At 65.4% G+C, this 18,330-nt stretch carries 16 protein-coding genes; 12 read left to right on the top strand and 4 right to left on the bottom strand.

Annotated features, from left to right (window positions below; genetic code table 11):
- The first annotated feature begins 70 nt into the window (after positions 1 to 70).
- Genes glnE through H6718_25670 form a run of 3 tightly spaced genes read left to right on the top strand, consistent with a single transcriptional unit; the run spans position 71 to position 4,711 of the window.
- Positions 71 to 3,076 (top strand): bifunctional [glutamate--ammonia ligase]-adenylyl-L-tyrosine phosphorylase/[glutamate--ammonia-ligase] adenylyltransferase, encoded by a 3,006-nt coding sequence (gene glnE / locus H6718_25680; protein ID MCB9588828.1) that lies wholly within the window; start codon positions 71 to 73, stop codon positions 3,074 to 3,076.
- 36 nt (positions 3,077 to 3,112) lie between these two features.
- Positions 3,113 to 4,111 carry a porphobilinogen synthase gene (gene hemB / locus H6718_25675; protein MCB9588827.1) on the top strand — a complete coding sequence of 333 codons (999 nt, stop codon included), beginning with the start codon at positions 3,113 to 3,115 and terminating at the stop codon, positions 4,109 to 4,111.
- Positions 4,112 to 4,135: 24 nt separating this feature from the next.
- A complete protein-coding gene (locus tag H6718_25670; GenBank protein MCB9588826.1) occupies positions 4,136 to 4,711 on the top strand; it encodes a YkgJ family cysteine cluster protein in 576 nt (191 codons plus the stop codon).
- 85 nt (positions 4,712 to 4,796) lie between these two features.
- Here the strand turns inward: H6718_25670 and H6718_25665 are convergent, their stop codons facing one another.
- On the bottom strand, positions 4,797 to 5,117 hold the full coding sequence (locus tag H6718_25665) for a four helix bundle protein (protein MCB9588825.1): 321 nt from the start codon (positions 5,115 to 5,117) through the stop codon (positions 4,797 to 4,799).
- A gap of 396 nt (positions 5,118 to 5,513) precedes the next feature.
- Between H6718_25665 and H6718_25660 the strand changes: the two genes are divergently transcribed.
- The 8 genes from H6718_25660 (at position 5,514) to H6718_25625 (ending at position 13,995) form a co-directional block, all read left to right on the top strand.
- The gene (locus H6718_25660) at positions 5,514 to 6,617 is read left to right on the top strand and encodes a DUF444 family protein (GenBank protein MCB9588824.1); all 1,104 of its coding nucleotides are present in this window, start codon (positions 5,514 to 5,516) and stop codon (positions 6,615 to 6,617) included.
- A complete protein-coding gene (locus tag H6718_25655) occupies positions 6,617 to 8,200 on the top strand; it encodes a SpoVR family protein (protein ID MCB9588823.1) in 1,584 nt (527 codons plus the stop codon). Before H6718_25660 ends, H6718_25655 begins: the two co-directional genes overlap by 1 nt.
- A gap of 16 nt (positions 8,201 to 8,216) precedes the next feature.
- Complete coding sequence (locus H6718_25650) at positions 8,217 to 8,726, top strand: hypothetical protein (GenBank protein MCB9588822.1); 510 nt, start codon at positions 8,217 to 8,219, stop codon at positions 8,724 to 8,726.
- The gene (locus H6718_25645) at positions 8,727 to 9,935 is read left to right on the top strand and encodes a tetratricopeptide repeat protein (GenBank protein MCB9588821.1); all 1,209 of its coding nucleotides are present in this window, start codon (positions 8,727 to 8,729) and stop codon (positions 9,933 to 9,935) included. It abuts the gene before it with no gap.
- A gap of 275 nt (positions 9,936 to 10,210) precedes the next feature.
- Entirely contained in the window at positions 10,211 to 10,708 is a 498-nt protein-coding gene (locus H6718_25640) for a MarR family transcriptional regulator (protein MCB9588820.1), read from the top strand.
- On the top strand, positions 10,701 to 11,585 hold the full coding sequence (locus tag H6718_25635; GenBank protein MCB9588819.1) for a 3-keto-5-aminohexanoate cleavage protein: 885 nt from the start codon (positions 10,701 to 10,703) through the stop codon (positions 11,583 to 11,585). The genes H6718_25640 and H6718_25635 overlap by 8 nt, the downstream gene beginning before the upstream one ends.
- A gap of 12 nt (positions 11,586 to 11,597) precedes the next feature.
- On the top strand, positions 11,598 to 12,383 hold the full coding sequence (locus tag H6718_25630; GenBank protein MCB9588818.1) for an enoyl-CoA hydratase/isomerase family protein: 786 nt from the start codon (positions 11,598 to 11,600) through the stop codon (positions 12,381 to 12,383).
- A gap of 58 nt (positions 12,384 to 12,441) precedes the next feature.
- Positions 12,442 to 13,995 (top strand): acyl-CoA carboxylase subunit beta, encoded by a 1,554-nt coding sequence (locus H6718_25625; protein ID MCB9588817.1) that lies wholly within the window; start codon positions 12,442 to 12,444, stop codon positions 13,993 to 13,995.
- 23 nt (positions 13,996 to 14,018) lie between these two features.
- Here the strand turns inward: H6718_25625 and H6718_25620 are convergent, their stop codons facing one another.
- The gene (locus H6718_25620) at positions 14,019 to 15,227 is read right to left on the bottom strand and encodes a hypothetical protein (GenBank protein ID MCB9588816.1); all 1,209 of its coding nucleotides are present in this window, start codon (positions 15,225 to 15,227) and stop codon (positions 14,019 to 14,021) included.
- Positions 15,228 to 15,456: 229 nt separating this feature from the next.
- Between H6718_25620 and H6718_25615 the strand changes: the two genes are divergently transcribed.
- Positions 15,457 to 16,131 (top strand): thiamine phosphate synthase, encoded by a 675-nt coding sequence (locus tag H6718_25615; GenBank protein ID MCB9588815.1) that lies wholly within the window; start codon positions 15,457 to 15,459, stop codon positions 16,129 to 16,131.
- A 25-nt stretch (positions 16,132 to 16,156) separates the two neighbouring features.
- Here the strand turns inward: H6718_25615 and H6718_25610 are convergent, their stop codons facing one another.
- Together H6718_25610 and H6718_25605 are read right to left on the bottom strand one after the other, a co-directional pair.
- Positions 16,157 to 17,131, bottom strand: coding sequence for a DNA polymerase III subunit (locus H6718_25610; GenBank protein MCB9588814.1), 975 nt, complete (start codon positions 17,129 to 17,131; stop codon positions 16,157 to 16,159).
- Positions 17,128 to 18,306: a DUF882 domain-containing protein gene (locus tag H6718_25605; GenBank protein MCB9588813.1), complete on the bottom strand. Its 1,179-nt coding sequence runs from the start codon at positions 18,304 to 18,306 to the stop codon at positions 17,128 to 17,130. Before H6718_25605 ends, H6718_25610 begins: the two co-directional genes overlap by 4 nt.
- Positions 18,307 to 18,330: the final 24 nt, after the last annotated feature.

Here is an 18,330-nt window from a genome sequence, read left to right as displayed (position 1 = left end):
GCAGCCAACAGCCGGCCTCACACGCACCAGGTCGACCTTCGAGCGATCTGCCGGGTACCCTCGGGGCCTGATGCTCTCTTCGCGCGGACTCGTCGCTTACGCTGAACGCCTCGACCCCGAGGCGACCAAGCGCCTGCACTCGGAGCTGTTGGTTGGCAAGCATGGAGATGCGGTGCTCGGTCGAGCCCTCGGGGTGGTGCTCGGCGTCGCCTATCCGCCGCTCGTCGCCGTGCACGCCTGGCAGGTCGAGGCTCTGGAGCGCATCGCTCAGGAGGGCTGGTCCACACCGCGCAGCGGCGCGGAGATGACCGCGCTGGTGGTGGAGCAGTGCGGCGACCTCGAAGACCTCGCGGTGGTGCGCCGGGCTCTCCGCCGCTCGTGCTGGGCAGAGCGGGCGCGCATCGCGCTCAGGGAGGTGCTGCCGCGGAACCTTGGCGGCGCGCGCATCGAGGATACCGCTCACGAACTCAGTCTCCTCGCGGAAGTGCTCTTCGAGGTCGCGCAGGCGGAGGCGACGCAGCACGTGGCGGGGCGCTTTGGCGAGCCGCTGCACAAGCCGAACGCTGAGGGGCAGCAGCGCTTGAGCGGCCTATTGACCATGGGGATGGGCAAGCTGGGCGGCTATGAGCTGAACTGCGGCTCGGACATCGACATCATTTTCGTTTACGACTCCGACGATGGGGGCAGCGAGCTCTCCGTCCACGAACACTGGACGCGAGTCGCCCGGCGTGCCGTCGCCAGCCTGGAAGAGTTCACCGAAGACGGCAGTGTCTGGCGCGTCGACTTGCGGCTGCGCCCCGAAGGATCGCGGGGTGCGCTGGTCAACAGCGTGGTGGCAGCGGAGCGCTACTACGAAACCTGGGGGCGAATGTGGGAGCGCGCTGCCATGCTGCGGGCGCGCCCCATCGCCGGCGACCGCGAGCTGGGCGCTCAGTTCGAGCGCGAAGTCATTGTGCCCTTCGTCTACCGGCGGCGGGTGAATCCTAGCATCGCGACCTCGATGATCGAGCTCGTGCGGCGTTCCCGCGCGGAACTGTCCGAGGCGCCGGAACGCGATCTGAAGCTCGGAGAGGGAGGGATCCGCGAGGCGGAGTTCTTCGTGCAGTCGCTGCAGCTGATCTGGGGCGGCCAGGAGCCGAGCCTGCGGGTCTCGAGCTTCGCACGCGGTCTCGAGCGCCTGCGCGCCTGTGGCCTCGTGAGCGACCGCGAGGTGCGCGACGTCGGCGAAGCGTACTGGCTGCTGCGCCGCCTGGAGCACGCGGTGCAGTGGCACTCGGGGCTCCAGACGCACTTGATCCCCACCCAGAGCGACCGTGTGGAGCACTTGGCGAAAGTGCTCGGCTTCGACTCCGCGACGTCGCTCAATGCAGCCCTGTTCTTGGCGCGAGAGGCAGTGGCGGAGCACTTCGCCGGCCTCGCCCCCGAAGCCCCGAGACCTCCCTCCAACTATCAAGCGGTCTTCCTCCACCTCGACGCAGGCGGTCTCGCCCTCGAAAAAGCCGTTGCGGAGACCCTGGGCAACGACGATGTCGCTCAGCACCTTACCGCGCTCGCGCGCCTCCCGGCAGGCCTGCTGGGTCCGCACACGCGGGAGCGCCACCCCGAGCTTGGCGATAACGTGCTCGACGCGATCACCGAGAGCGCGGATCCGGAGCTCGCGGCGCGAGGCCTGCGATCCTTCTTCCAGCGTTTCCGCGATGCATCGGCGTACATTCGTCAACTCGCGGAGTCACCACAGACCTTGCGCCGCTTCGTCACGGTGCTCGGCGCGAGTCAGTTCGTGAGCGATGCCCTCGTGGCGCGGCCAGATTTAGCTGATTTGGTGCTGTTCGCGGGCGAGGACATCACGGAGGAGCAAGCTCGGCTCGCGGTGCGCGCGGAGATCGCCGAGTTCCTACACTGGCAATCTCGCCAGGAAGGCTTCGATCCCGCGGAGACCCGAGAGGAGCTAGTCGGCGCCCTGCGACGCGCTCGCGCGCGCGTGATGGTGCGGGTCGCCGTCGCGGATCTGGCGGGAGAGATTGGGACCCGCCAGGCCACGCGTCTGCTCAGCGCGCTGGCCGACGAAATCCTCCAACACGCGGTGCGCTTCGAGCTCGCGTTGAGTTCAGGCGCGCGCGCTGCGGAAATTGGCAGCCGTGAACCTCGCGGGCTCTCGGTCATTGCCCTGGGGAAACTGGGCGGTCGAGACATCGGCTACGGTTCGGATCTGGATGTGCTTTTCGTCTACGACCCCGATGCGGTGCCGGAGGGCCACGACGCGGCGCACTTCTATAGTCGCACGGCGCAGCGGGTGATCCGGCTGATCTCCGCGCCCCACGCTTCCGGCGCCGGCTACGAGCTCGACACGCGGCTCCGCCCGAGCGGCTCTCAGGGTCTGCTGGTGACCAACGTGTCGGCGTTTGCCCGCTACCACCAGGTGAACCTGGAACAGCATCCCGATGACCCGCCACGCTCGACGGTGGTGACGAGCGGGGCGGCGTGGGAACGCCAGGCGCTCTTGCGTGCCCGCTTCTGCGCCGGGGATGTGGGGCTTGGCGAGCGACTGCTGGAGATGGCCAGAGTTGCGGCCTACGAAGGCGGTCCGCCGGAGGTCAATGAGCTGCATCGTCTGCGCATGCGCATGCAGCTCGAGCTCGCGGATGAGCGCGGGGGGCGCCGTGACTTGAAGCTTGGGCGCGGCGGCCTGCTCGACGTTGAGTTCGCTGTGCAGTGGCTGCAGATGAGGTACGGCCGCGACACCAGCTTGCGGACTCCGGACACCTTGCAGGCGCTCTCGGCCCTGGAGCGCGGGGGCTACCTGAAGCGCGAAGCGTTCAAGCTGCTGAAGGAGGCGTATCGCTTTCTGCGCCGCCTCGAGCAGCGCATCCACGTCAGGCGAGGCACGAGCTCCACGACCTTGGACCCGAGCACTCCAGAAATCGAGCAGCTGGCCCGGCGTATGGGCTTCCGCTCGGCGGGCTCCAGCGCCTCCGGGGTCAAACCCCAAGCCAGCGAACAGCTGCTTGCCGAGTACGAGCGGGTCACCGAGCAGGTTCGGCGCACCTATCTCGACGTGCTGGGCGTGGAAGAGTGATTCCCGATGTTGGGTGACGGGGTATAACTCCCCACCATGAGTAGCGGATACCAGACGTTGTTGAGTGACCGCCCGCGCCGCAACCGCCGTTTGGCCGGCTTGCGCGCGATGCAGCGCCAGACCGTGCTCACCGCGAGCGACCTGGTGTTGCCCCTGTTCGTGCATGAGCTGGACGAGAAAAAGCCCATCAATTCGATGCCGGGTCACGCACGGCTCTCCATTGCTCACTTGGTGGAGGTGAGCCGTGAAGCGTTCGAGCTCGGCGTGCCAGGCGTCGCGCTGTTTCCTGCGCTGACCGACGACCTGAAGGATCCCCACGGTAAAGAGTCGCTGAACCCCGAGGGGCTCTTGCAGCGCGCCGTGCGGGCCTTGAAGAAGGAGCTGCCGGAGCTGGTGGTGATCACCGACGTCGCGCTCGACCCGTACTCATCAGACGGCCACGACGGTGTGCTGATCGACGGCCGCATCGACAACGACGAAACCCTGCCGTTGCTCGCTGGCATGGCGGTCGCCCAGGCCAAGGCCGGCGCGGACATCGTCGCCCCCTCGGATATGATGGACGGCCGCATCGGCGCGATCCGCGATGCCCTGGACGAAGCGGGCTACACCGACGTCGGGATCCTGAGCTACGCCGTCAAGTATGCGTCGGCCTTCTACGGGCCTTTCCGCGAGGCACTGGACTCCGCACCCAAAGCCGGCGACAAGAAGACCTATCAGATGGATCCGGCCAACTCGCGCGAAGCACTGCGGGAGATCGCCCTCGACGAAGCCGAAGGCGCTGACTGGCTGATGGTCAAGCCGGGGCTGCCGTACCTCGATATGGTGCGCCTGGTTCGCGAACACTCCGCGCTGCCCGTCGCCGCCTATCACGTCAGCGGGGAGTACTCGATGCTCAAGGCCGCTGCGGCTCAAGGCTGGATCGACTTCGATGGCTGCTTGCTGGAGAGCCTCACCGGCCTCAAGCGCGCCGGCGCTGACGTCATCTTCACCTATGGCGCAATCGAAGCCGCCAAGCTGCTGCGCGCCGGCGCCTGATCGAAGGACTTCAAGGAGCGGGACGTGGCTGTAGGAGAGCGCTTCCTCAAGTTTCGTTGCACCGGCTGCGGCAACTGCTGCAAGGAGCCGTTGCTCCCACTCAACGATGTCGACCTCTCGCGACTCGTGACCCACACGGGGGACTCTCCGCTGCGCATCGTGAAGTGGGTGACGCGCCACGAGATCGCGATGGAGGACGAGCCCGAAGCCTTCGTGCGCCTCCGCCAGGGCAAGCGGGTGATGGTGCTCGGGCATCGCGGGGGCCGCTGTCGCTACCTCGGCAAGGACGATCGCTGCACTGTCTACGGTGAGCGCCCAACCGGCTGCCGCGTGTTCCCCTTCGACCCGGAGTTCAAGAAGGACGGCAGCTTGAAGCGCCTCAAGCTGATTGACGCAACCGAGTGCCTGTATGCCCTCGATGGGCAGAACGACGTCGACTCCATGCGCAGCATGCGTGAGCGCCACAACGCGGATCAGCAGGCCTACTACGATCGCGTCGCCGACTGGAATCGCGAGCAGGTGCGCCGCAAGCGCAAAGGTCAAGCCGTCGGGACTCCGCGGGCGTTCTTGACCTTCTTGGGGGTGAGGTTCCCCGCGTAGCGTCCTCGCGAAGCTACGTATATTACCGCACGGCAAACAGGCTGAAGCAGCGGTGAGCCGGCATGCGCAGGCTCACCCAAGCCGCTCACTTGATAGCGAGCCGATGCAAGGTGCCAACGATGCGGTTGAAGCGCTGCACGAGCGCCTCATCCACAGGCGCAATGTGCCCCAGCGCCGCTGCGACTTCGAGACAAGCCAGCGCCTCCCGCGCGGAACCCATCGCCGTGTGAAAGCGCGCCGCCGAGTTGCGCCCGCGGCTGTAGGCGCCTTCAGCAACGTTGAGCGCGACCGACGACTGCGCGCGCGAGAGCTGCCGCCCCAGGTCGGGATCCGCCCGACTAACCCGCTGACACAAGGGGCGAATGAGCGTGATGGTCTCAAGAATGAACGGATAAATTTCGAGCATGGGATGACCTCCGATGTTGTTCGATCACCCACCCCCCGCGCCGGCGAGTCGCAGGCTGTGTCTAGGCTGCGAGCCCTGCGAGCACCGGCGAAGCCGGCCCCGGCCTAGACACAGCCGAGCACGCCGGCAAGCTGGGAGAGATCGAGCAACACCATCCAGAGCCAGAAACCCTCCCCCCCAAACCCAAGCGCCCACACCAACTCAAGCACCCACACGAACTCAAGCACCCACACGAACTCAGGCGCCTGGACTCAACCCCACGCAAGCACGAAGCCCCACGCCCACACGAGCCCAAACCCCAGCACAAACCCCCGCTCTACCGCGAAGGAGATTCCGGTAGTCCCCTCTCAAACCCCGTGCGAGACTGAACGTCGTGCAGCCAGAGTCAGGGGGATCATGTCGCTGAAGATCGATCAAGATCACTCGCGCTTCCGCAACATCGTGCGTGGGCGCATCCGCAAGAACTTGCGGGACTACATCTCGAGCGGCGAGATGATCGGGCGCAAGGGTAAGGATCTAGTCAGCATCCCAATCCCGCACATCGACATCCCGCGCTTCACCTTCGGGCAGAAGCAGCAAGGCGGCGTCGGCCAAGGCGACGGCAAGCCCGGGGACTCGATGGGCGGCGAAGAGGGAGATGGCAAGGGCCAAGCCGGCTCCGACGCGGGCGAGCACGTGCTCGAGGTGGACGTCACCCTGGACGAGCTAGCGGAGATCCTCGGGGAAGAACTCGAGCTTCCGCAGATCCAGCCCAAGGGCAAGAGCGTCGTCGTCAGCGCGAAGGATCGCTACACGGGGATCCGCCGCGTCGGCCCCGAGAGCTTGAAGCACTTCAAGCGCACTTACCGTGAGGCGTTGAAGCGCTCGATTTCGACCGGCGTCTACGACCCAGGCAATCCGCTGATCGTTCCTCAGAAGGACGACAAACGCTTCCGCTCCTGGAAGACCGACACGGAGCCGGTCGCGAACTGTGTGATCCTCTACATGATGGACGTCTCCGGCTCGATGGGGGACGAGCAGAAGGAGATCGTGCGCATCGAGTCCTTCTGGATCGATGCCTGGCTGCAGAAGCAGTACCGCGGCGTCGAGAGCCGCTACATCATCCACGACGCCGTGGCCCGAGAAGTCGACCGGGATACCTTCTTCCACACTCGAGAGTCTGGCGGCACGATGATCAGCAGCGCCTACAAGCTGTGCAGTCAGATCATTGATGATCACTATCCCTCCGAGGAGTGGAACATCTACCCCTTCCACTTCAGCGACGGTGACAACTGGTCGATGGATGACACGCTGAACTGCGTCCAGCTGCTCAAGCAGAAGTTGCTTCCGCGCGTAAACATGTTCGCCTACGGGCAGGTGGAGAGCCCTTACGGCTCCGGCCAGTTCATCAAGGATTTGCGTGAGCACTTCGCGAGCGATGATCGGGTCGTCACCTCCGAGATCCGTGACAAGGACGCAATCGTCGGCAGCATCAAAGAGTTTTTGGGGAAGGGGAACTGATGCCTCAGTTTGCTATCAAGACCGGCATCCCGCGTTACCTGCGCAAAGAACAGCGTCGCATCGAGAAGATCGCCGAGGGCTACGGTCTCGACTTCTTCCCGGTGGTGTTCGAGATGCTGACCTACGATCAGATGAACGAGGTCGCGGCGTACGGTGGCTTTCCGAATCGCTACCCGCACTGGCGCTTCGGCATGGACTACGAGCGCCTGGCGAAGAGCTACGAATACGGCCTCTCGAAGATCTACGAGATGGTCATCAACAACAACCCGAGCTTCGCCTACTTGCTCGAGGGAAACAGCTTCACCGACCAGAAGCTGGTGATGTGCCATGTGTACGGGCACGTCGACTTCTTCAAGAACAACTTCACCTTCCGTGCGACGGACCTCGATAGCTCGGGTCGCGTCGTCGACCCAATCGCACGCGACCCGGACTATGAGCCCAACCGCAAGTGGATCGACAAGATGGCGAACCACGGCTCGGCGATCCGTCGAGCCATCGATCGTCACGGCATCGATCGCGTGGAAGAGCTAATCGACCAGTGCCTCAGCCTCGAGAACCTGATCGACCCGTGGTCGCCCTTCGTGGTGCGTGAGCGGGAACACCAGGCGAGTGAAGAGCCGGAGGCCATCGAAGTCCCGCGACTCCGCGCGAAGGAGTACATGGAGGACTTCATCAACCCCGAGGACTACATCGAGGGCCAGCGCAAGAAGCTCCTCGAGGAGCAGAAGAAGCAGCGCCAGTTCCCGCCAGAGCCTCGGCGCGACGTCCTGCGCTTCTTGCTGGAGCACGCGCCCCTCGAAAAGTGGGAGCGCACCGTGCTCGCGGTGATCCGTGAGGAAGCGTACTACTTCGTCCCCCAGATGCAGACCAAGATCATGAACGAAGGCTGGGCCTCCTACTGGCACAGTCGCATGATGACCGAGCAGGTGTGTGACTGGAGCGAGATCATCGAATACGCGGACAACAACGCCGGCGTGATGAGCACCGCAGGCAACCGCTTCAACCCATACAAGCTGGGCGTCGAGTTGTATCGCCACATCGAGGAGCGCTGGAACAAGGGCCAGTTCGGTCGCGAGTGGGATGAGTGCAACGACCTCGACCAGAAGAAGAACTGGGACCTTCGCCTCGGGCTCGGACGGGAGAAGGTGTTCGAAGTCCGAAAGCTCTACAACGACGTTACCTTCATCGACGAGTTCCTCACCCCAGAGTTTGCGCTCGAGCAGAAGCTCTTCACCTTCGACTGGTCCAACCGCAACGATCGCTGGGAGATCGCCAGCCGCGAGTTCAAGCAGATCAAGGAGCGGCTGTTGTTCCAGCTCACCAACGCCGGCAACCCGGAGATCGTGGTGGTCGACGCAAACTTCGAGAACCGTGGTGAGCTCTTGCTGCGCCATGAGCATCGCGGCATCGATCTGCGCGACGACTACGCCAAGGAATGCCTGAAGGCGTTGGTTCGCCTCTGGAAGCGTCCGGTCTGCCTGCTCACCAAGAGCGAGAACAAGGGCGTGATCTTGCGCTTCGATGGGAACGAGCACACCAGTCGCCAGACCGAGGAAGGGAGCAGCGCCGCAGCGACGGCGTGAGGCTGCCTCGAGTTTCGTGACTGAAGCGAGCAACGCCGGGGCGGAGAAGCCCTTCCAGAGGGATCCGAGCCACTGGCTCTTCAAGCTCAGCCCCGAAGAGTGGATTCAAGCTGCTCTGGTCGAGCTTCGCCGCGCGGAAGCGGCGCTCGCGGGCGCTCAGCTGCCGGCCGCCTATGCGGGGCTGAAGCGCGCCGCTGGCATGGCCCTAAACGGCGCGCTGATCCTGGAGCCGCGCGAGTGGGGGAGGAGCTACGTGGACCACCTCACGGCGCTTGCGCAGGACGCAGACGCCCCAGCTGCGGTGCGCGAAGCGGCGTCTCGCGTTGCAGGGCTGAAGGCGTCCCCCGGTGAGGTGGTGAACTTGCGCACCCCGAAGACCGAGGAGCGCTGGGTGGAGGCGGCCAAGACGGTGATGGCCCACGCTTATGCCGTGGTGCATCGGCAGCCGCACGGAGCACCGAAGAACCCGCACGGAAACGACCTCGAAAGTGATACGCGGGGAACCGCGGCGAAAGGGGATAGCTAGGTGAGAGGTCTGAAGAGCATCGGTTACGGCGCCTGCTTGGTCGCGTGCGCTGGGGCCTGTTCTCCCGCAGCGCCGGCTGAGAATCCGGAGCCGAGCCCGGCGGACACGACGACCACCAGCGCGACTTACTCGCCGCCGCCCCCTGCACCGCTACCGAGCGCTCCAGCAACGGGGCCGGGCAGTGGAGCGCCAACGCTCGGCGCAGGCGGCGCTCCTGCGGCGCCCTCCACGGGGACGCCGCCTGCTGCGCCGCCGCCGTCGGGACCGCCACCCGGGAGCTTGGCGCGTGGCGATGGAACTCCGGCGGATGCCGAGCTCGAGGCGGGGGACAAAGCCTACCTCGCCGACGACATGAAGCTCGCGAAGACGCACTACACCAAAGCGAAGCGCCTCGCGCCGAAGGACCCCGCGCCTCGGGTGGGTCTCTTGCGCGTCGCCCTCGCGGACAGCGGGGTCGCAACGGACTACGCGGCCGCGCCGAAGAACCCGAAGATCAAGGCCCTGGTTCGCGAGGCGGACGCCGTGATCAAGCTCGACCCGAACTACGGCCCGCCCCACGTCGAGAAGGGGCGCATGCTGTTGATCCTCGGGGAAGCGGACTCCGCGCTGGCCGCCCTCGGCCGCGGCGTTGAGCTCGCTCCTCAAGATCCCGAGGCGCACTCCGCGCTCGGAGTGGCTCGTCTCGCCCTCGGCAAGACGGAGGAAGCGCTGAAGTCCTTCGAGCGCGCCGTGGAGCTCGACCGGAGCAACCCGGACCGACTCACCAACCTCGGCACCGCCTACATGCTGAGGGGCAAGGTGGACCAAGCCATCAGCACCTATCAGCGCGCGGTGAACCTCGCGCCGAGTGATCCGCGCGCCCACGGCGATCTGGGCACTGCGTATCTCGCGGCGGGGCGCCCGAAGGAAGCCATCGGAGAGCTGAAGCGTGCGATCCAGCTGGATGAGCGCGCCACCTTTCTGTCGAACCTGGGCTATGCGCAGCAGCTGAGCGGCGACCTGAAGTCAGCCATCGCCACCTATCGCAAGGCGCTCAAGCTGGACCCGAAGCTCGGTTCCGCGTGGATTAATCTGGGGACCGCCCTCGCCAAGCAAGGCGACGTCGCCGAGGCGGAGAAGGCGTTCAAGACCGCGCTCAAGCTGGACCCGAGCGATCCGCGCGCGAAGGCCAACCTGGCGGAGCTCGAAGAGCTGAAGAAGCAAAAGTAGCCGTTTCAGCGTTTTTGCTCTTCGCCTCGCGAAGTCCGGTTCCATCGGAAAATAGGCTGGAAGGAAGCTCCAGAGAGCCCAGGCCGGGTTGGTCTCACCACGAGCCTTGACCGGGCCCCACGCTTGCCCGAGATTACTTCGCACACGAAACATCTCCTCCCGAACCATCCCGCCTCAGCGACGCGAATCGATTGAGGGGGACCGGGTTTCGGGGGTGAGGGTCCGCCGTGGTGGTGATGATGTCCGAAGTCGTGAACTCCGAGCTCGAGAGCTTGATGGCGCAAGCCACCGAGGACCAGCCCGACATGGATGGCGTGGTCGAGGCCATCCTCTACCTCTACACCGAGTCTCGGCGGATCACGAAGGGCCTGGCCGGTCAGTACGGGCTCACCGGGCCACAGCTCGCGGTGATCAAGATGCTCGAGCCGAAAGGGCAGCTCTCCTTGAGCGAGCTGTCCTGGAAGATCCGCGCGAAGAACTCCACGGTGACTGGCATCGTCGACCGCATGGAGCGCGAAGGCTTGGTGCATCGCCGCCGCTCCAAGCAGGATCGGCGTGTCGTGCATATTTCTCTCACGGAAAAGGGTCAGGCCCTCGCGGCGGAGATCACCATCGAGCCTGTGCAGATCTTCCGCACGGTGCTTGGGGAGCTCTCCACGCGAGATGCACGCGACCTCAAACGGGTACTGACCCGCCTCGCACAGCGCGTGCGTGAGCTGGTCGAAGAAGGCGCCTTACCCACGGACGGCGGCCTAGGAGAAGAAGATGGCTGAAGCGACTCAAACCGAACGCGATCCCGATGTCTGCGTGATCACCGCGGCGCTCACTGGCGTCCTCGCCAATCGCAAGCAGTGCCCTGGCATTCCCTACACCCCTGAAGAGATCGCAGACGAAGCGAAGCGCGCGTACGACGCCGGCGCCAGCGTGGTGCACTTGCACGCGCGCAACGACGACGGCTCCCCGACGTTCTCGCCGGCGACGTTCGCCAAGATCAAGGCGGAGATCCAGAAGCGCTGTCCCGTGATCTTGAACTTCTCTACGGGCACCATCCTCGATGATGTCTCCGATCAGTGCACCTACCTCCGCGAGTGCAAGCCAGCGATCGGGGCGCTGAACATGGGCAGCATGAACTACTCGAAGTACTCGAAGAGCCAGAAGCGCTTCGTCTTCGACATGATCTTCCCGAACAACTACGAAAAGATCATCAAGCTCTTGAGCGCGATGAACGAAGCCGGAGTGAAGCCCGAGCTCGAGTGCTTCGATACCGGTCACACCCACGGGATCTGGCCGCTGCTCGACATGGGCGTGCTCAAGCCGCCGTTTCAGTTCTCGTTCATCGTGGGCGTGCTTGGCGGCATCCCACCAACCGTCGAATCGCTGCAACTCCAGACCAAGATCATGCCCTCCGGCCACGAGTGGGAAGTCATCGGTATCAGCCACGGTCACTGGAAGATGCTTGCTACTGCCCTGGTTCTCGGCGGAAACATCCGCACGGGGCTCGAAGACCACCTGTACTTGCCGAACGGTGAGATGGCGAGGAGCAACGGTGAGCTCGTCGAAGTCGCGGCGACGCTGTGCCAGAGCACTGGGCGCAAAGTCGCGACGGTGGAAGAAGCCCGTAAGATCCTCCAGGTCCCCGACAACTGCTGAGAGACTCGAGTCATGGAAGCGCGTCCCTATAAGTTGCTCTTGGTCGCCGTCAGCGACGGCGTCTGCACCCTCACGTTGAACCGTCCAGAGCGCCGCAACGCCATCGGCGCGCCGATGGTCAACGAATTGCTGTATGCCTTGGAGGACGCCCACGCGGACTCCGAGGTGCGCAGCGTCGTGATCACCGGCGCCGGTCAGGCGTTCTGCGCCGGCGGTGACTTCAGCCAGATGACAGGCGGAGACGACGCAGCCGCCTTGCCACCCAAGGGCGACTACAAGGATTTGCTGCTCGCGCTGCTCAACACCACCAAGCCGATCATCGCCCGGGTCAATGGGCACGCGATGGGTGGCGGCCTGGGGCTCGTCGCCGCCTGCACCTTCGCCGTGGCGAGCACCGACGCCAAGCTCGGGACTCCGGAGATCAACGTCGGTCTCTTCCCGTACATGATCATGGCGGTGCTCGAACGCGTCGTCTCTCGGCGTCGCCTCACGGAAATGTTCCTCTCCGGAGAGCGACTGAGCGCGGACCAGGCAGCAGAGGTGGGATTGATCAATCGGGCGGTCGCCCCGGGCGAGCTAGACGCCGCTGTGGCCCACTACACGGCGATGGTCGCAAGCAAGAGCCCCAAGACCATCGCGCTCGGGCTCGAGGCGATGCGGGATAGCGAATCCCTGACGCTGGAGAACAAGCTGCCACTCTTGAGCGAACGCCTGCTCGAGACCCTGGCGACGGAGGACGCCCAGGAGGGGCTGATGGCGTTCTTGCAGAAGCGCGCGCCCGAGTGGAAGGGCCGCTAGCTTGAGCGACGGGGGTGACGGGGAGGGATCCTGCGGGAAAGACGCCGGAACCTCACGCATGCGTGAGCGCGTCCGCGAACTCGAGGCTCGGCGCGCAAGGGTGCGCGAAATGGGCGGCCCGGAGCGCATCGAGAAGCAGCACAGCCGGGGTAAGCTCACGGCTCGCGAGCGCATGGCGCTGTTCTTCGATGATGGCGTGTGGTTCGAGGTTGGCCTCCACGGGCGCACCATGGGGGCGGCAGGGGATGCGGGGCTCGTCCCAGCGGACGGTGTGCTCACCGGTTTCGGCAAGGTGGACGGTCGCATGGTGTGCGCCGCGGCCTATGACTTCACGGTCAAGGGCGGGAGCATCGGGCAAACCGGCGAAGAGAAGGTGACGCGCCTCCGGTCGATGTCGCTCAAAGGTCGCTGGCCCATGGTGTGGTTCATCGACTCAGCAGGCGCGCGCATCGATCCGTCGCACTCACACCCCGACACGCTCTCGCTCTTCGCGGGTTCCGGGCACCTGTTTCGCGAGCAGGTGATCATGAGCGGCGTGGTGCCTCAGGTCGCCGCAATGGTTGGCCCCGGCGCGGCGGGTACGGCGTACATCCCCGGCCTCGCGGACTTCGTGCCCATGGTGCGAGGCATTGGTTCCATGGCGCTTGCTGGGCCTCCTCTCGTCAAGGCAGTAACGGGCGAAGAAATCGACGAGCAGTCTCTTGGCGGCTCGAAGGTGCACACCCAGCTGAGCGGCGTGGGCGACGCGGAAGTCGACGACGACGCCCAGTGCGTCGAGCTCGTGCGCCGCTACCTGAGCTACTTCCCCTCCCACTGTGAAGAGGCGCCGCCCAGCCTGCCCGTGACGGATCCCATCGAGCGCCGCGCGGAAACGCTGCTCGACGTGATCCCGGATAGTCCACGGCAGCCTTACGATATGTATCAGGTGATCGATGCCATCATCGACCACGGAGAGCGCCTCGACCTCAAGCCAGGCTTCGGTCGCAGCTTGATCACGTGCTTGGCGCGCATCGGCGGGCGCTCCATCGGCATCGTCGCGAACCAGCCCATGGAGCTCGGAGGCGTGCTCGAGAATGACGCGAGCGACAAGGGCGCGCACTTCATCCAAGTTTGTGATGCTTTCGGGATCCCCTTGGTGTTCTTGCAGGACACGCCGGGCTTCATGGTGGGGAGCCGTGTCGAACACGCCGGCATCATTCGTCACGGCGCCAAGATGCTCCACGCGATGAGCGCCGCCACGGTCCCCAAGCTGACTGTAGTCGTCCGCAAGGGCTACGGCGCTGGCTACTACGTCATGTGTGGTCGTGCGTACGAACCCGATCTGCTCCTCGCCTGGCCTGGCGCCGAGATCAGCGTCATGGGCGCCGAAGGCATGCTCGGAATTGCCGGAAGGAAACTATTCGGAGGCATGGAGCCGCCTGCCGACGTGAAGGCGCAGATCGTCGAACGCTTGCAGGCCAACATCGACATCGATCGGGTTGCTGGCTGGGCTCTGGTTGATGACGTGATCGACCCTCGAGACACGCGTCTGGCGCTCGCGTGGGGCCTCGAACTCACAGCGCACAAACGCGTCGAACGCCCTGCGAAGAAGCGCGGCGTGATGCCGGTGTAGAGCGCCGCCTGGAGCGGCAGCGTTCAGCGCCTGGGCAGGCGAAACGGCTTTTCACCGCCGCGAATACGCACCGTGGCTGGCTGCTCGGCGACGATGCGGCCGGTGAAGCCCTGGAGACCGAATTCGGCGCCGTCGTCCTTGCTGTCGAAGCGCGCGCGGATCAAGTAGAGGCCCGGGCGGTCGAAGGTGCCGCGCGGGCATAGCTCCACGAGTCGGCTCACCACGCTGATGCTGCGGCCGGGGCCGAGGGTGGTAAATGCCTGTGCCTCGGGGAAACGCGTGCGGGGCTCCGGGATGCAACTCTTGAGGCCATCCGGGCCCATCACCTCGAAGCTCAAGAGCTCACGGCGGAAGTACACCACGAGCTTGCGGTCCTTGCTCGGGTTCTTCAGCTTCACCTGCACCGTCGCCAAGCGCTCCGCTGCGGCGTCGGAGCCGGTCTGCATGGTGAGCATCGGCTCGGGCGAGTCCCAGTCGCTCTGCTCCGGCTTGTCGTCTTCGTGGAGTGCGTCTTTCGACCAACCCGCATAGGCGCTTCTGAGTCCGAGGCCCTTGCCCTCCACCAACTTGAGGTGAGTCTCCTGCTTGGGCAGGTCAGCCTTCGCGCGGGGTTGCTTCTTCTTTCCGCGCCGGGGCCGCTCCGGAGGAGTGACGGCAAAGGGCGCGTCCAGCTGCTCCGTTTGCAGCTTCTTCCCGCCCTTCCAGGACGTCTTGAACTGCTTCGGCCATCCGAAGCGCGGGTAGACCACTGCGCCGGCCACCAGGTCCGTCTGACCTCCCGCGGCAAAGCAGTACAGGCGCGGATCGAATCGTTGCCCAAAGCGCTCGCCCGGACGTAGCACCAAGCTGAAGTCTTTGTCCGCGTGCTTCGGGAACAGTTCCGCGGGGAGACGACAGGTGCGGCGCTTCTTCTTGCCAGGTACCTGCACCTCGAACCACAAGAGGCGCGGATCTGCCGCCACGCGCACGGGGCGCTCGCCGACGTTCTTGATCTCGTAGCTCCAGGGCAGGCTAGGGCCGTGCTGCTTCACGCTCAGCTCCACCTCAGACGGGGCTGGGGCCGCGTCGGGTTGAGGCTCCGCGTCGGCTGGTGCGTCCGTCTTGGGCGTTTCCTCGTCGATGATCTTGGTCGGCGGCTCGACAGGCTTCTTCAGCGGCTTCTTCGGAACAGCGATAGCGTTCCCCGCCAGGAGGGCGGTGGTGACGAGGCCAGCAAGCACCAGGGGTCTCATGCTCCCGACGCTACAATGAGATTCGACGCTAGGCCACGCCTGGGGCGCGAGTTGTCAGCTTGGCGAAGGCGACGCGTCTTCGGTAGCTATCTGGAGGCACGAATTGGCTCTCTGAGCGGGGGTTCGGGGGGAGGTGTGGTGTGCGTGCGGTGGATCTCACCCCCCGATCGCGATGCCGAGTGGTGCCCTTCGCTGCATTCTGGGCGCGCTGTAGTAGCCTCCGCGGCCGATGACCGACCGAGCACCTGAAGGTTCGCTGAAGCTGCGTGGGCTCTACGCGATACTCGACGTCGACACGCTCCAGGCCCGCGATATCGGCGTGATCGATGCCGCCCAGGCGCTGCTCGCGGCGAGACCTTGCGCGCTTCAATTGCGCGCGAAACACGCGTCGGCGCGGGACAGCTTGGCGCTGCTCGAGGCGCTCGTGCCATTGTGTCGCGGCGCCGGCGTCCCGCTGTTCATGAACGATCGTCCCGATCTCGCGTTGCTCGCTGATGTCGATGGCGTGCATCTCGGCCAAGACGATCTCCCGCTGTCCGAGCTGCGTCGCTTGTGCGAGCTGACCGGGAAGCGGCTCTGGGTCGGGATCTCGACCCACGACGCGGAGCAGCTCGAACTGGTGCTCGCTCAGCGTCCTGACTACGTCGCCTTCGGCCCGCTCTTCCCCACGCAATCAAAGCAGAACCCGGATCCCGTGGTGGGGCTCCCGCGCCTCGAAGCGATGCACGCGAAGTGCCTTGCTGCGGGGGTGCCTCTGGTGGGCATTGGTGGCATCGACCTGGAGCGTGCGGCAGATTTGGCTTGCCGCGCGGAAGCGGGTGCGGTGATTGGACAACTATTCGCCGCTGGGCTCGGCGGAGTCACTGAGCGGGCAAGGGATCTACATCAACGCCTGGGCGGCTGAGTGAAGCTCAGCCTTACCGCCGCGCTCAGCCTTGCCGCAGCGTCGCGATCAGGCTCTCGACGGTCAGGGCGGGGGAGGCGTTCTGCTCCAGCGCCTCCATCGACGCACCCACAGCGGCATAGCGACGCGCGGCCTTCTCCGCGGCGCCCGGGTCCTTGCTCACGATCACCCGAGCGCGCTCTGCCAGGCTGTGGGCGAGGAACGCGAGCTCCTGGCGCAGCTCTCGGCGGTCCTTGTTGCGCAGATCGAGGCCCGAGATGGCGGAACCGAGATCGGGCGCCTGCAGCGCGCGCTTGATGTTCTCGACGAACTCGGCGCGCCGCTCCGAGAGCTCCACGTCGCTGAGCTCCAGGGCCTTGCTGGCGGAGCCTCCGGCGAACCGCGCCACCGCCGTGTCGATGCCTCTTTCCTCGAGGATGCGCGAGACGATTTGATCCGGCAGGGCGCCGAAGCGCAGCGCCAGGGTGCGTGAGCGGATCGTGTCGAGCATCCTGCCTGGGCTGTCGGTGAGCAGGATGAAGTGAGTCGCAGGCGGCGGCTCCTCGAGGGTCTTGAGCAGAGCGTTGGCCGCTTGGACGGTGAGCTCATGGGCGTCTCGGATGATGAACACCATCGCTCGGCCTTCGTGCGGCGAGTACCCAGCACGGCTCAGCACCACCTCGCGGATCTGCTGCACGCTGATGCCATTGCTCTCGGCTTTGCCGAGGGTCTTCGAGTACAAGCCCCGCGCCACCAGAATCACGTCGGGGTGCAGAGGAACGCACGGCTCTTCTGGGCTGAGGCTCAGCGCCCGCCGACAGGCGGAGCAGGCGCCACAAGCAAGCCCCTCAGAGGTCGGTTCACTGCAAACCAGCGCTTGAGCCAACGCGAACGCAGCGCGTTCCTTGCCCACGCCGTCCGGCCCTTCGAAGCGATAGGCATGGTGCACCTGGCCCCGAGCGAGCGCCAGAGTTAATATCCGTGTGGCAACGGGCTGGCCGAGGAGATCCGCGAAGCTCACCCGCCGCCCGCCCAAGACAACCCGCCGGACTCAATCACGCCGGGCCAGCCATCCACATAGCGAGAAGGCTCTCCAGGTCCGGATACGTCCACCCAGAACGGATGCCCGCTGCCGAACGGCCGCACGTCCACGTGAATGAAATTGTGGTTCGGGTAGTACCCGCAGCCCACGTCCTTGAGCTTGTGGCAGTATTTGAACAGATCCTCGTTCGGGACGCCGCTCATGAACAAGTCGAGGGCGCGCCCCTTCTTGTGGTAGCTGCCGTGCGCATCCCTACGGTAACCGCTGATCAAGTAGATGGGGTGACCGGGGTAAGCCAGCGCAAGCTTGTTCAGCAGCCACAACACGCGCGGATGCAGCAGCTTGACCCCGTGCAGCCATTCGCCGTCCTTCACAGCCTCGGCGTCGGGCTCGACAGGCAGCGGTAGCGAGGGGCGCTCCACACCCGGCGGACGAGCCATCACGCTCAGCCGATCGAGTGCCTCTGGGGCTATCGACCCGTCGCACTCGAGTAGCAGGAAGCGATCGGTCTCTGCGCCGTAGCGCCCGATGGTGATTTCCCGCGGCGTCGGCTCCCACGCGGCGCAAGGCCTGCGCAGCGGAGCGAAGGAAAACGGCTCCGATGGCGCGGGGGGCGCTTGCATGGCCCACGTGGGCAAGAGCTGCGGTCCCCGCCAGGGTGAACTCAAATCTTCGCCGTTGTGCGCCAGGGCTTGCGCCTGGGAGTCGCGCAACCAGGTCGGCAAATCGTCGGCTGTCGATTCCGTGGGGAGAAGCTGGGGGAGGTGGAGGTCGACGCCTGGAGTCGGATCAGCGTCACCGTCGAGCCAGACCAGGTGCAGGTCGCTCTTCAGCGCCCGTTCGCCGAAGCGACCATGCCAGAACTCATCGGCGGGGTGCCGCCGCTCGACCGCTGGGTTCACGAAGCGTTGCAGCAGCGGCGCCTCGGACCACGTCGGGAGACGATAGCTTTGACCTTCTCCCACGAGCCACGACGTGGCGCTGAGCGGTCCGAGATCACGGGTGGGTAGCGTCGGGCCACGCAACGCCTTCTGAGCGGGAGCTGCCCCGGCTGAACTGGCGAGGGCAGCGCAGGCGACCAACGCCGCGAGCTGGCGCGTAAGGCGCCGACTCGAGCTGGTTGTCACCGCACGCCTGTTCACCCGCCGAAACATGCGTTACGAGCGTAGGGGTCGTCA

The sequence above is a fragment of the Polyangiaceae bacterium genome (genome assembly GCA_020633205.1).
GTDB lineage: Bacteria > Myxococcota_A > Polyangia > Polyangiales > Polyangiaceae > JAHBVY01.
The sequence above is the reverse complement of the archived record's forward strand: the minus strand, read 5'-3'. Positions and strand labels throughout refer to the sequence as shown.